The sequence below is a fragment of the Edwardsiella piscicida genome (genome assembly GCF_001896205.1).
Classification (GTDB): domain Bacteria; phylum Pseudomonadota; class Gammaproteobacteria; order Enterobacterales; family Enterobacteriaceae; genus Edwardsiella; species Edwardsiella piscicida.
Genome location: NZ_MPNU01000001.1, coordinates 2,190,233 through 2,203,637, shown reverse-complemented (window position 1 = coordinate 2,203,637; position 13,405 = coordinate 2,190,233). Strand labels below are relative to the sequence as shown.

Annotated in this window: 8 protein-coding genes and 1 pseudogene; 4 read left to right on the top strand and 5 right to left on the bottom strand. The window is 59.6% G+C overall.

The genetic code is table 11. The features are described from left to right. Positions 1 to 2: 2 nt before the first annotated feature. The gene (locus BRD58_RS10160; RefSeq protein ID WP_012848775.1) at positions 3 to 1,325 is read right to left on the bottom strand and encodes a DUF3131 domain-containing protein; all 1,323 of its coding nucleotides are present in this window, start codon (positions 1,323 to 1,325) and stop codon (positions 3 to 5) included. A gap of 1 nt (position 1,326) precedes the next feature. After that, positions 1,327 to 3,150: a glycosyltransferase family 2 protein gene (locus BRD58_RS10155; RefSeq protein ID WP_073382717.1), complete on the bottom strand. Its 1,824-nt coding sequence runs from the start codon at positions 3,148 to 3,150 to the stop codon at positions 1,327 to 1,329. Between the two features lie 599 nt (positions 3,151 to 3,749). On the opposite strand from BRD58_RS10155, the gene BRD58_RS10150 reads away from it, so the two are divergent. From BRD58_RS10150 to BRD58_RS10135, 4 genes are all read left to right on the top strand, one after another. Beyond that, entirely contained in the window at positions 3,750 to 5,183 is a 1,434-nt protein-coding gene (locus tag BRD58_RS10150; protein WP_015461597.1) for a basic amino acid/polyamine antiporter, read from the top strand. A 25-nt stretch (positions 5,184 to 5,208) separates the two neighbouring features. Next, a complete protein-coding gene (locus BRD58_RS10145; RefSeq protein ID WP_069578700.1) occupies positions 5,209 to 6,474 on the top strand; it encodes a phosphatidylserine decarboxylase family protein in 1,266 nt (421 codons plus the stop codon). Positions 6,475 to 6,597: 123 nt separating this feature from the next. Continuing rightward, on the top strand, positions 6,598 to 7,818 hold the full coding sequence (gene opgC / locus BRD58_RS10140) for an OpgC domain-containing protein (RefSeq protein WP_012848769.1): 1,221 nt from the start codon (positions 6,598 to 6,600) through the stop codon (positions 7,816 to 7,818). A gap of 513 nt (positions 7,819 to 8,331) precedes the next feature. Further along, positions 8,332 to 9,978, top strand: a complete 1,647-nt coding sequence (locus BRD58_RS10135; RefSeq protein ID WP_015461595.1) for an alpha-keto acid decarboxylase family protein — start codon at positions 8,332 to 8,334, stop codon at positions 9,976 to 9,978. A gap of 60 nt (positions 9,979 to 10,038) precedes the next feature. On the opposite strand, the gene BRD58_RS10130 is transcribed toward BRD58_RS10135, so the two are convergent. The 3 genes and pseudogenes from BRD58_RS10130 to BRD58_RS10120 form a co-directional block, all read right to left on the bottom strand. Beyond that, a complete protein-coding gene (locus tag BRD58_RS10130; protein ID WP_069578694.1) occupies positions 10,039 to 11,181 on the bottom strand; it encodes a trans-sulfuration enzyme family protein in 1,143 nt (380 codons plus the stop codon). 29 nt (positions 11,182 to 11,210) lie between these two features. Next, positions 11,211 to 12,170 (bottom strand): annotated as a pseudogene (locus BRD58_RS10125) (PLP-dependent cysteine synthase family protein); the annotation flags it as partial. Positions 12,171 to 12,388: 218 nt separating this feature from the next. Beyond that, entirely contained in the window at positions 12,389 to 13,399 is a 1,011-nt protein-coding gene (locus BRD58_RS10120) for a phage integrase (protein WP_073382713.1), read from the bottom strand. Positions 13,400 to 13,405 lie beyond the last annotated feature (6 nt).

Here is a 13,405-nt window from a genome sequence, read left to right as displayed (position 1 = left end):
CCTTATTGCATCTGTATTCCCGCAGGGGGGGCGGAGAGCGGCGGATCGTCGGGCTGGCAGTAGGCACAGCGCAGCGGTCCCTGTATTTGGTATAGCAGACTTTCCAGGATTAGGGCGTTGGTGGCGGCGCTCAGGGTTGGACTGACGCTGCCGTCCAGGCGGAGGCCATCATGCCACCCGCGGCCAGGCTGCAGCAGCGGCAGAACCTGCTGTCGCTGCCGTTCGCTCCACGGGGTGCCCAGCAGGGCGTACCAGCCGAAGGCGGCCTTGGCCGAAAACAGCAGCGGGGGCGGCGTGGTCGTGGGGCGGACGCTCAGCGCGGCGAGCGTGGGCGACTCGCGATCGTCAAAGATAAAGTTTTTGCCCGTCTGCGGGTTATAGCGGCTCTCCTGCGCCAGCACCATGCGCCAGGTGACCGCCGCATTGTCGAGGCTGAATCCATACTCCAGCGCCGCCAGGATGTAGGGCTGCACGAAGATCAGCGGGTGGTCGGTCTGGCGTAGGGTGATCAGCGCATCGTAGGGCAGCACCATGCCGTCGATATTAACGGTGGGCTGATCGCTCAGCGGTTGCTGCAGCGTAACGGCGGCGCTGGGGGTGATGCCGCCCAGCGTCGCCTGGGCGTACAGGCGGTAGCCGAGGCCGGGGCGGTCATTCAGCCCGATCAGGCGCCAGCGCGGGGTATCGCGCAGGGCGAAGGGGGCGTAGGGGCGCTGGCGAAACATCTGCGCCAGCGGCCAGTCGGCGAGCAGACGGTTGATCGCCGCGCCGTGTTCGGGATAGCGGGCGGCGCAGATCTGCAGCGCGCTGAGCAGGCGCCCGATGTCGTTGGCGGACCAGGTGACCCCGTCATCGGTCTGCGGTGACAGGGGCTGCAGGGTGGCGCTGTGGTAGTACTGCCAGGGCATTCGCTGCGCCGAGCGCGGCAGGGCGGCGAGCGCCTGCAGCGTCGCATCCAGGCGCCGATCCAGCTCGGCCTGACCGATGATCCCCAGCCGCTGGGCGGCCATCAGCGCCATCAGCTGATCGCCGCTGCTCCACAGGCTGGCGTAGGGCTGGCGATCGACGGCGTTGACCAGCCCGCTGGGCTGGGTGTTATTGATGAAGTATTGCCAGGCGATGCGCGCCCAGATGGCCTCTTGAAAGGTCAGGCCGCGCGTCGCGGGCAACTGGGGAAAGTCGCCGCCGAGGGTCTGCAGGGTCAGCGGAATGGGCGGCGGCGGCTGGTGGCGCTCGATATGCAGCACGATGGCGAGGGCCAGCAGAAAACCGCACAGCGTGGCGATATAGCTTCTGGCGCGCAGCAGGTGGGTCGATAGCCTCATATCAGCGCTCCCCGCTTTCGGCGTCTTCCGCCGGCGGCTGCCAGAGGGCGGCGCTGATCATCGGCAGCATCGCCAGGATGTTCATACCGCCCCAGAAGATATTGATGATATAGCCGGAGGGATCGCGGATGTTCCCCAGCGCCAGCTGGATCGCACCCCAGACCAGCCCCAGCAGAGTCAGGGTGACGATGGCCAGCTGTGGCTTGATCAGGCTGAGAAAGTTGCCCTGCTGCCGCTCCTTGGGCGTGACGCGAAAGCGGATCTTCTCCCCGCGCAGCACGGTATCCAGCGCCCGGAGATTCATGGAGAACAGGGCCAGATAGCTGGCTTTGCCGTTCCAGGAGGCGATCCCCCAGGTGCCGAACATAAACGCCAGCTCGCACAGCACCAGGTACGGCACAAAGTGCAGATAGAACGGGGTGGAGTAGGTGGAGAGCGGCGGGATCCCGCTGAACAGGTAAACCAGCGGCGCAATCAGGAAAATCAGATTCCAGAGGCAGGCCAGATAGGACCAGAAGGTGGCGCCGTACAGCAGCTTCTGCGCCAGCGACAGGCGGATTTGCCGGCTGTGCAGCACGCCGTCGTGCAGCAGAATATCCAGTGAACCGGCGGCGTATTTAAAGCGCTGGATCATCCAGGTCTGCAGATCCTGCGGCGAGAGCATTTTGGACTCGACCTGCGGGTGCAGCACGGATCGCCAGGGGTGCTCAAGGTCGCCGTGCAGCATGATCGAGGTATAGATATCCTCCGAGACGTGAAAACGGTAGGGCATCAGCTCCATATCATAGGCGACGTGGGGCAGCATGGCCTGCTGCAGATCCCGTCGTAGCTGCGGATCGTCCACCGCGTGGGTATGGCGATCGATCTCGTATTCGATATCCATCGCGTATTGGCGCAGGGCGGTCTGCATGATGGCCTCACGCCGGTGCAGCGAGGCCGCGCCGCAGCAGAACGAGGCATAGGCCCAGTTGCGGCGACGCTGGATCACGTCGTAAAACATCTGCGGATCGTTCATGAAGGGATCTTCGCCGACGCGCAGGGGACCGACCAGCCGCTCGATCAGTCGCCCGGTCAGCGCGCCGACGCGCCCGGCCTTGCGCGCCAGCCAGTGCGGCAGCGGCGTGCCCTGCGCCAGATCGTAAAACCACTGCGGGGTCTGTACCCAGGCGACGTTCGGATCGCAGAAATAGCCCAGCGTGTGCGTCAGCAGGGTGGGAAAGACCCGGGTGTCGGCATCGCAAATGACGATAAAGTCGCCGTCGGTCTGCTCAATGCCGTTACGCAGGTTGCCGGCCTTGAAGCCCGCGTTATTGTCGCGGGTCAGGTAGTTGACGCCCTCCTGCTCGGCCACCTGGCGCATGGCGTCGCGGCGGCCGTCGTCCAGCACGTGAATTTTATACTCCAGGGGATGCGGGTAGTCGATCCGCTTGGCATCCTGAATGGAGAGACGCACCAGCTCGGGGTCTTCGGAGTAGGTGGCGATAAACAGGTCGACCTTCAGCGGGCGCGCCGCGATCCCCTCGGGGTCGGCCAGACACTGGCGGATATCGTCGGGGGCCGGATGCGGCAGAGGGTCCCGCACCTGCCAGAGGTTGATGGTAAACAGACAGGTGCCGATATAGGCCAGGGTTTCGGCCAACGCCAGCGGCACGGAGTACCAGAGCGCGTCGTAATTGAGGGAGTCCATCCAGCGCCAGCGAATATAGTTGGCCCCCAGCAGCAGAGCCGCCACGATCAGCATTTGCCAGAGAAAGTTTATCCAGGGATGGTTGATCAGAGGGGGCGGGGGACGCCGCGCTTCAAACGGTGAAAAATAAAAGTGCATGGCAGTCTCCCCGGATCCTTCGCATGATGACAGCGCTTTACCGTATCAGTGTAGCGTAGGCTTAACAGGCGGCAAGGCGACGGGCGGGATAAATCGTTCGCGCCGATGAGGATGCTATATCCCCTATCGGCGCGGCGGAGACGGACCGGCGAATCCCGCGAGGCGGGGGGCGGTGGAAAGGGCGCCGGGCGTCTATATTATTATGCCACCCTGCTGATTAAATAGAATATTTCACAAAATGGCGCGGCGCCGGCTACTGTTTAACATCGCCGTCATCTGTGCCGCGGTGAAAATAGCGCGGAATTTGCCGTTGGGTACCTTGATATATAATCTGATGGCGGTGTTTTTACTTATTATCATACGGTTAGTTGTGTTTTCTTATCAAATATAATACATGGCTATTTATCCACGTAAGTAATTAACAGCCTAAAAAATACACCGGATAGATAAATTTATACGCTGATTCGATAAAGTCGCTTTTAACTGTATGGGGGCGCTGCCATAATAAATTTTTCGTCATCTGGAGCAGATAATTATGTCCGATAGTCATCAGCAAGACGAAGGAAAAGCAAAGCCGCTAGCCGCTAGGCGTGTTGGCGATGACGCTATTAGTCATCAGCGCGATGTTTGGCGGTGGTGTTTTTAATATCCCGCAAAATATGGCGCAGTCGGCCGCGCTGGGGGCGATATTAATCGCATGGGTTATCACCGGGGTGGGTATATTTACTCTGGCGAGAACCTTTCAAATTCTCTCTGCGATTCATCCGGAAATGACCTCCGGGATCTATATGTATTCTCGCGCCGGCTTCGGTAAGCTGACCGGGTTTCTTATCGCCTGGGGATATTGGATGTCCGCCGCGTTTGGTAACGTGGGCTATGCCGTACTATTGATGGATGCGCTGAACTTCTTTTTCCCTCCCTATTTCAAAGGCGGTAATACCTGGCAGGCGATTACGGTTGCCTCGGTCATTATCTGGGGGCTGAGCATACTGGTGATGCGGGGGGTGAAAGGTACCTCGGTGCTGAATAATATCGGTACGATCGCGAAGTTTATACCGATTCTGCTGTTTATCGCTATCCTACTTTTCTTTTCATTTCATCACCATATGCTGACCATCGACTTCTGGGGCGAGGCGTATAACCGCGCGCTGCACGATAAGCCGCTGGGCGATATCTTTGACCAGATCCGCAGCACCATGCTGGTGACGCTGTGGATGTATATCGGGATTGAGGGGGCGGTGGTGATGTCAGATAAGTCTGATGAGCGGACGGTCAGCCGCGCCACGATCCTCGGCTTTATCATTGCCACCGTTCTGTTCGTGCTGGTCAGCATCATTCCGTTCGGCGTGTTCTCCCAGGGCGAACTGGCCACGATGTCACCCCCTTCGACGGCGGCGATCCTGGCGTCGCTGGTGGGGAAATGGGGCGGCGTCTTTATCAATATTGGCGTGATTATCGCGCTGCTCTCCTCGTGGCTGGTATGGACGCTGTTGGTTGCCGAACTCCCCTGGGCCTGCGCCAAAGATGGGACCTTTCCAACGTTCTTTTCTACGCTGAATAAAAACGGCGTCGCCTCCCACTCGCTGTGGGTATCCACCCTCATCATGCAGGCGGCGATGCTGTTGGTCTTCTTCTCCAATAATGCCTGGAACGTGATGCTCTCTATTACCGGGGTGGTTATCCTGCCGGCATATATTGGCTCCGCGGCGTTTCTCTGGAAGGTGATGGCGACCGGAAAATATCCGCCCAAGGCCAGCTGTGGCCGCGCCAATGCGTTTATTACCAGCGCGATCGCAACGCTGTTTGGTATTTGGTTGGTCTACGCCGCGGGGCTGTCATTTATTCTGGTGGGCTGCGCTATTTACGCCGTTGGACTGATCGTGTTTATCGTCGCACGTAAAGAGCAGGCGCCCCATGAAGCGGTATTTACGCGCTGGGAGATTCTGTTCGCACTCTTTATTGTTATCGCCGCCGTCGTTGGGCTATGGATGTTGCTGACGGGACACTTACCGCAAGTCTACAGCATGTCATAATCCACCCATTAATAGTGAGGTTGTTATGAATAGTAACGCTAAACCCTGTAAAAAGACCTACACGGTAGGGAAATGGATGCCCTCTGATCAGCGGACGCTTCACAGCTGGATGCTAAAGATCATGAATAAGGCCGAGCAGCAAACGGGGCCGCTGCTGCCGGTTATTGCATCGTTTAAACAGTTTATTGAAAACGACCCTAAAGCATTTATGCTGTTTACGCAGATGTTTGATCAGGTATCGGAAAAAGATCACCCTCTTTCCCCGGTGGGATTACCCCAGGTGCGCGATTACCAGCATATGCTCGCGCTGATGAATGTGATTATGACCCATGCGCCAGAGTTTGATGAGAGCGGGCTGGTGGGCTTTCCGTTTAACGCCATTCTTAACTGGTCGATGGCAACGCAGGGCGGCTGGAGCGGTTTTCTGGATGCACGCATCAACCAGCATATCAAAACGATCCTTGACGCGTGGGCCGTGTTCCTTAGCTCCGCCGACAGCACCTACGTACTGAGCGAGGATCCGCGCTCCGGCTGGTTTGGCGAGGATGCGCGCAGGGCAATGCCGACCTTTGCCTCGGACTTTATCTGCGATCCCACGCTGCCGCACTATGGCTTTACCTCATGGGATAATTTCTTTACCCGTCAGTTTCGCGAGGGGGTGCGGCCTGTCGCGGAGCCGGACAATGACGACGTGATCGTCAATGCGTGCGAGTCGGCGCCCTACCGCCTGGCCCGCCGTGTCCAGCTGCGCGATCGGTTCTGGATCAAGTCACAGCCCTACGCGCTGCAGTTTATGATGGATAACGATGCGCTGGTCAGCCACTTTGTCGGCGGCACCGTCTATCAGGCCTTCCTCAGCGCGCTGAGCTACCATCGCTGGCACGCGCCGCTCTCCGGTAAGGTGGTCAAGGTGCGTGTGATCCCCGGCAGCTACTACTCCGAGACCCTCAGCGAGGGCGACGACGCCGCCGGGCCGAATGCCTCTCAGGGCTATATCACCGAGCTGGCCACCCGCGCGCTGGTCTTCATTCAGGCGGATAATCCCAAAATTGGACTGTTTTGCTTTATGGCGGTCGGAATGGCCGAGGTCTCCACCTGCGATGTGACGGTGTATGAAGGGCAGCATGTCAAGAAGGGCGAACAGATAGGGATGTTCCACTTTGGCGGCTCGACCCACTGCCTGTTCTTCGGGCCGCAGGTCAATATCGAGTTCGATCTCGGGGGCCAGACGCCGGGTCTGGAGAGCTACAATATTCCGGTCAATCATCGCTTGGCGACGATCGTCGGCTGATCGCCGGCGCAGAGTGTCGGGGCGTCTCCTGCGGCACTCCGCGCCGCCCGCGTAAGTTGGCTTTTTTTCACTCTGTTTCTACACTGCAAAGAGGGCGGCGACGCGGAGTGGATGAAGAGTGCCATGCTGATGACGGGGATACGCAGAGAAGGGGTGAGGGGGCTGGGGTATCTGCGCCGCTGGCGCTATGTGCCGGACGGCCCGCGCGATCTGCGCATCGACTTTATGCGCGGCATTGCGCTGATGCTGATGATCGTCACGCACGTTGAGATTATCTCTGTCTTTAACCTGTTTACCTCAGAGCGCTTTGGCTTTACCACCGGCGCCGAAATCTTTGTCATTCTGTCCGGCTTTGTGCTGGGGCAGACGAAGCGCCGCCAGCTGCAGCACAGCGATATGCCGACCGTCTCCTACTCCCTGCTGCGCCGGGCGGTGACGCTGTATGCGGTGAATATCGTGATCATTGTGTCGGTGTTGGCCCTCAGCCAGCTACCGTGGCTCAATAGCTTTGAGGTAACCCATTTTACCCAACGTCACGATGAGCTGATCTATTCCCTCTATCCGATTGCCGCGCAGTCGCGCGAAGCCTGGCTTAACCAGATCCTCTTTTTACAGATAGGGCCGCAGCAGACGCAGATCCTGGGGCTCTATTTTTATCTGCTGCTGGGGACGCCGCTGGTGGTGTGGATGCTGCAGCGGGGGTACGGCGGCGCGCTGTTTATCATTTCGCTGGAGCTGTACATCGCCTATCAGCTGTATCCCGTGGATATTATCGATGCGCAGTTCGAGTATGCCTTTCCCCCGCTGGCCTGGCAGTTTATCTATACGCTGGGGGTGATGTGCGGCTGGTATAAAAGCGAGCTGCAGTCGCTGGCGAAAACGCGGCCCGGCAAACGGGTGATCGGCCTGATGATGGTCATATTTCTGGTGCTGTTCTTCGTGATCCAGAATAATACCAACCCCTTTATCCCCGCCCGCTTCTTTCTGCACGTGCTGCCCGACTACCGCTTTGACTATATCAACAACGTGCTGGCGGGAAAGAATGAGCTGGGGCTGCTGCGGGTGGTGAACGACGCCTGCCTGCTGCTGGCCCTGTATCTGCTGCTGAGCTATCTGTGGCTGCCGATCAGCCGCGCCGTCGGCTGGTTTTTTATTCTGATGGGGCAGAACTCGCTGTATGTCTTTATTTTGCATCTGTACGTCGTGATGGCGATCAGTCAGTGGGTGCGCTTCGGCCTCTGGCAGCATGCCTGGCTGGAGAATACGTTGACCCACGGACTGGCGCTGGCGGTGCTGTGGCTGATGGCCCGCTTCGGTATTCTGCGGCGGCTTGTTCCTAACTGATATGGCCGCTTACGTCGGCGGCGTTGTCTTTTTCTGCGGGCGTGGAAAACGGACGTCGATTTTTATCTATTTTTACCAGAATAAGATAGTGGCACGGGGAACCGTTACGCGATTTAGCATTACGGGCTGTGATTATCTTTTGGCCTATCTAGAATAACGCTAAGGCATAGCGTAGCGCTCGATATGTGCGGCGCGCTCAGGGCGACCCGGCGCCGTAGGGGCGCTGGCGGGGCACACCGCGTCGCCGCGACGTGCAGGCCGCGTCACGCGGGGATTTCGTGTGATTATCGTCACCGGTTGGGTCGGGCGGCGCGTCGTACGGGGGCGCGCGCGAGGCGATGGCGAAACGTGACTTTATTTGTCCCCGTATCAGTAAAGGTTAATTAGTAATACAAATATATTTTTCCTATAGCCCTAACGAAAATAACTGGTTGTTATTATTTTTCCTCCGGCCAAATACTATCGATAAAGCACCAACGCCTACTGAACAATCTGATAAAACGGGAATTTATTATGTCTACAACGGTTATCGAATATGTGCTGTCACGGCTATATGAGTTGGGTATTCATGACATTTTCGGCGTTCCGGGGGATTACGCCTTCCCGATTGAGGATGCCATCTGTGCGGACAAACGCCTGCGCTGGATAGGCAACTGTAATGAGCTGAACGCCGCCTATGCGGCCGATGCCTATGCCCGCACCCAGGGCCTGGCCGCGCTGAGCACCACCTTTGGCGTGGGTGAGCTGAGCGCAATAAACGGCATCGCCGGCGCCTGCGCCGAGTCGGTCACGCTGTTTCATCTGGTCGGCATGCCGGCCAGCCACGTCCAGGCGCAGGGGGAGCGGGTGCACCATACGCTGGGCAACGGCTACTTTACGGCGTTCTATGAGGCCACGGCCTCCTTTGTCTGCGCCCGCGCCATTATGACGCCGGAAAACTGCATCGCCGAGACCGAGCGTCTGATCGCGGCGGCGCTGCGCTACCGTAAGCCGGTGTATATGGCTTTCCCCAGCGATTACGCCACGATGCCGATCGTGGCGAGCGCCGCGCCGCAGCCGGTAGCCCCCGTCAGCGATCCGCTGACCCTGAACGCGGTGATCGATGTTATCGCCGAGCGGCTGAATAACAGCGATAGCGTCTGCGCGCTGCCGGGGATTTATCTGGCCCGCCACGGCGCACAGAAGGCGGCGACGGCGCTGATCGACGCCGCTAACCTGCCGTTTGCCACCATGATGATGGATAAGTGCGTGATCGATGAGTCCCATCCGAACTACGTTGGGATGTATGTCGGTCAGCTGATGGACCAACGGGTACGCCAGTTTGTGGAGAGCAGCGATTGCGTACTGCAAATCGGCACCATCATGAGCGACTTTAACACCGGGGCGTTTACCTCGAACCTGGACGAGGCGCAGTGCATCAGCGTAGAGCCGGAGTCGGTCCGTATCGGTAAGGCGGTCTATGAAAACGTGCTGATGAAGGATGTGCTGAACGGACTGGTGGGGCGGGTGACCCGCCGGGCCCGCCGTCACGATATGCCGACGGTGCAGGGGATCCCCGCGGTGAGCGGCAGCGGCAAGCTGACCGCGGAGTATCTCTACGCACGCTGGCAGCAGATGCTGAAGCCGAACGATCGGCTGGTGGCGGAGACCGGCACCACCTCCATGGGGCTGGCGTTCGCCCAGATGCCGCAGGGCGCCGTATTTTATCAGCAGACCCTGTGGGGCTCCATCGGCTGGGCGACGCCGGCGGCATTCGGCGTAGCGATGGCGGAGCCGGAGAAGCGCACCATTCTGATCACCGGCGAAGGCTCGCACCAGATGACGGCGCAGGAGATCGGCCAGTTCTATCGCTTTGGCCTGAAGCCGCTGATCTTTGTGGTGAACAACAGCGGTTATCTGGTCGAGCGTATGCTGTGCAAGGACGGCGACATCTACTACAACGATCTGGCGCAGTGGGACTACAGTCAACTGCCGGCGGGGCTGGGCTGCCGCGATTGGTTTACCGCCCGGGTGACCACCTGCGAGGCGCTGGATGAGGCGATCCGCCATGCCGAAGCCGGTGACTGCGGCGCCTATATCGAGGTCGTCACCGATAAGTATGTCACCTCTGAGCTGCTGGAGAAGATGCACGGCGCGCTGACGTCGCTCTACTCCGCCTGAGGCGCGGGGCGGCCATCGGAGGATGGCCGCTTGTTTCATTACGGCTCCTCGCACAGGCGCTCAGTCGAGCGCCTGTGCGAGGTCTGCCTGCAGATCGGCGACATCTTCGATACCGACCGACAGGCGGATGAGCTGGGGAACGATGCCGCGCGCCAGCCGCTGCGTCAGCGGGATCGAGGCGTGGGTCATGCTGAAGGGCTGACAGACCAGGCTCTCCACGCCGCCCAGGCTCTCGGCCAGGGTAAACAGACGCAGCCGCCCGATGCGCTGAGCGACCTGTTCGGCATCGCCGCGCAGCACGCAGGAGATGATGCCGCCGGGGTGGTGCATCTGCCGCTGCGCCAGCGCGTACTGCGGGTGGCTTGGCAGGCCGGGATAGTAGACGCGCTCGACGCTCGGGTGCTGCGCCAGCCACTGCGCCAGCGCGCTCGCATTGGTGCTGTGGCGCTCCATGCGCAGGGCCAGGGTGCGGATCCCGCGCAGCGTCAGGAAGCTACTGAACGGGTCAAGTACGGCGCCGAGGGCGTTGTGCAGATAGGCCAGACGCTCGGCCAGCGGCGGGTTGTCGCCCACCACGGCGAGCCCGGCCAGTACGTCGGAGTGACCGTTGAGGTACTTGGTGGCCGAGTGCACGACGATATCAAACCCGCTCTCCAGCGGCCGCTGCAGCGCCGGAGAGGCAAAGGTATTGTCGGCGACGCAGAGCAGATCGTGGCGCTGCGCCAGCGCGGCGATGGCGCGCAGATCCGCCAGCTTCAGCAGGGGATTGGTCGGCGTCTCTACCCAGATCATCTTGGTCTGTGGCCGAATGGCGGCCTCGATTCCCGCCAGGTCGTCGGGGCTCACCCAGCTGACCTGCAGCCCGGCGCTGCGACTGCGCACGCACTCCAGCAGGCGCCAGGTGCCGCCGTAGACGTCGTCCAGCGCGATGATGTGGCTGCCGCTGTCCAGCAGCTCCAGCACCGTGGCGATAGCCGCCAGCCCAGAGGCAAAGGCATAGCCCTGTCGTCCCCCCTCCAGCTCGGCGATGGCCTGCTCCAGCGCCTGGCGCGTGGGGTTGCCGCTACGGGCGTATTCAAAGCCGCGGTGCTCGCCCGGCGCGCGCTGGGCAAAGGTTGAGGTGGCATAAATCGGCGGCATTACCGCGCCATAGGCGTCGTCATGGCTGCCGCTGTGTACGCTTTGGGTCGCAAACTGACGCATGGCGTCTCCTTAACAACGGTGGGCTAAATCAGCTGGTTTTGGCTGAGCCACTGGGGGTTAAACATCTTGGACAGATACTTGTTGCCGCTGTCGCAGGCAAAGGTCACCACGCGCTGAGCACGGGGCTGCGCCTGACAGTAGCGCAGCGCCGCGGCGAGCAGGGTGCCGGTGGAGGAGCCGGCCAGCACCCCTTCGCGGCTCAGCAGGGCGCGGGCGGTGGCAATCGCCTCCCGATCCGGGATGCGGTAGACCTGGCTGATCGCCTCCGTCTTCATCAGCGGGGGAATAAAGTCCTCGCCGATCCCTTCGACCAGCCAACTGCCCGCCGCCCGGTGGCGGCCGTGCTGCACCGCGTCGGCCAGGATCGATCCGCAGGGATCGGCGAGGATGAAGCGGGTGTGCGGCGAATAGCGGGAAAAGAAGCGGTGCAGGCCGTGGAGCGTACCGCCGGAGCCAACGCCAACCACGATGGCGTCGATCCGGCCACCGGTCTGGCGCCAGAGCTCGCGGGCGGTGGTCTCCTCGTGGGCCGCGGGGTTGGCCGGGTTAGCGAATTGGTCGATATACAGGCTGCCCGGCGTCTGCTCGGCGAGGCGGCGGGCATAGTCCTGATAGTAGTCAGGATGACCTTTGCCCACGTCGGAGCGGGTCAGCCGAACGTCGACGTCCAGCGCCCGCAGATGGGCGATCTTCTCTCCGCTCATCTTGTCCGGCACCACCAGGATCAGGCGGTAGCCCCGGTGGGCGGCAATCAGCGCCAGCCCCAGTCCGGTATTGCCCGCGCTGGCCTCGATCAGGGTTCCGCCGGGGCGCAGGGCGCCGCTGCGCTCCGCCGCGCTGATCATCGACAGGGCGACGCGATCCTTAATCGAGCCGCCGGGATTGTGATTCTCCAGCTTTAGCAGCAGCTCGCAGGGGCCGCTGTCGAAGCGCGATAGGCGCAGCAGCGGCGTATTGCCAATTAAATCCAGTAGGGAGTCCGTGATCATAAGGGGCCCGGGTGAGTGAGCGGTAGTCCGGACTATAGCGTGGCGCGGTTAGCTCGCTAAAGAATATAAAGTAAACAGTTAGAACGGAAATGAATATGACTCGGGCGCCGGGCGTGCGGCGAAAGCCCCCTTGACCTTCCCCTTAGGGGTGGGATTTCAAGCGGCGCAGCATCGTAACATACCGCGACAATTCAATAAATTAGATACTTAACTGACCCTCAAAACCCCATATTGCCTCCAGAGTGTGGACACAATGTGGACATTTCACTGAGAGGGTTATAGTTCACTGCATCAAGCAAATAGTCAGGCGCAAAGTGTGCGTAAACCATCGTCTGTGAAATATCAGCATGCCCAAGAATTCTTTGCAGTGCGATGATATTGCCGCCCTTCATCATGAAATGTGTTGCAAAGGTATGCCTTAAAGCATGCGCTGCCTGCCCGTCTGGCAGGTTAGGTTTTGCAGCTTTCATCCGCAGGCGGAACGTTTTATAACTAACGCGGAACAAACGCCCGGACTTGCGGTTTTTAACAATGTTGACCACCTCATCAGAGATCGGGACAACGCGCCGTTCACCGTTTTTTGTGAGAGTGAACATGACCCGGTTCCCGACGATATTTTCAGCCTTAAGTTGATAGGCCTCACCCCAACGAGCACCGGTAGCCAGGAGTAAAACGGCTATACGGTAGTAATCACCCGCCGTCATCCCTAGCAAGCACTCAACCTCCTCTTGTGTCAGATAGGTCATTTCGGTTTTAGGCTCTTTTAGTGCCTTGATTGCACTTACCGGGTTTTCCCCATGAAATTCGTCAATTTCTGCCATTGATTTAAATATGCCACTGAGGGCAAACAGATCATGGTTGATAGTGGACGCTTTGATCCCCTCTTCAAGTCGATAGGCCCGGTAATCAATTAGGCTTCTCGCATCAATCTGGTAAATCATTGGATCCCCCATGTCGGTGCATATGCAGTTAGCGGTACTGAGACGGCGATTTGCATAACTCTTGTTGCGTCCGATAAGCTGCCACCAAAGCGCTATAAATTCGCTTAAGCGTCGTTTATCTGCTGGTCGGTTCAGGTATTCATGATTCTGGTACTTCGCAATGATGCTCCGCTCAAAAGCATGAGCATCGGCTTTGCGTTCAAACTTCCTACGGATGCGCTTTCCGTCGCGCCCCCGAGGTCTTACATCCACTTCATAGCGACCATCTTCGAGTTTCTTAACGGACATAAGAAA

Bases quoted from the DNA above. Each gene is read 5' to 3' on its own strand.
- BRD58_RS10120 (WP_073382713.1), bottom strand. From the start codon at position 13,399: ATGTCCGTTAAGAAACTCGAAGATGGTCGCTATGAAGTGGATGTAAGA.
- BRD58_RS10145 (WP_069578700.1), top strand. From the start codon at position 5,209: ATGAATAGTAACGCTAAACCCTGTAAAAAGACCTACACGGTAGGGAAA.
- BRD58_RS10155 (WP_073382717.1), bottom strand. From the start codon at position 3,150: ATGCACTTTTATTTTTCACCGTTTGAAGCGCGGCGTCCCCCGCCCCCT.
- BRD58_RS10150 (WP_015461597.1), top strand. From the start codon at position 3,750: ATGACGCTATTAGTCATCAGCGCGATGTTTGGCGGTGGTGTTTTTAAT.
- BRD58_RS10130 (WP_069578694.1), bottom strand. From the start codon at position 11,181: ATGCGTCAGTTTGCGACCCAAAGCGTACACAGCGGCAGCCATGACGAC.
- BRD58_RS10160 (WP_012848775.1), bottom strand. From the start codon at position 1,325: ATGAGGCTATCGACCCACCTGCTGCGCGCCAGAAGCTATATCGCCACG.
- BRD58_RS10135 (WP_015461595.1), top strand. From the start codon at position 8,332: ATGTCTACAACGGTTATCGAATATGTGCTGTCACGGCTATATGAGTTG.
- opgC (WP_012848769.1), top strand. From the start codon at position 6,598: ATGCTGATGACGGGGATACGCAGAGAAGGGGTGAGGGGGCTGGGGTAT.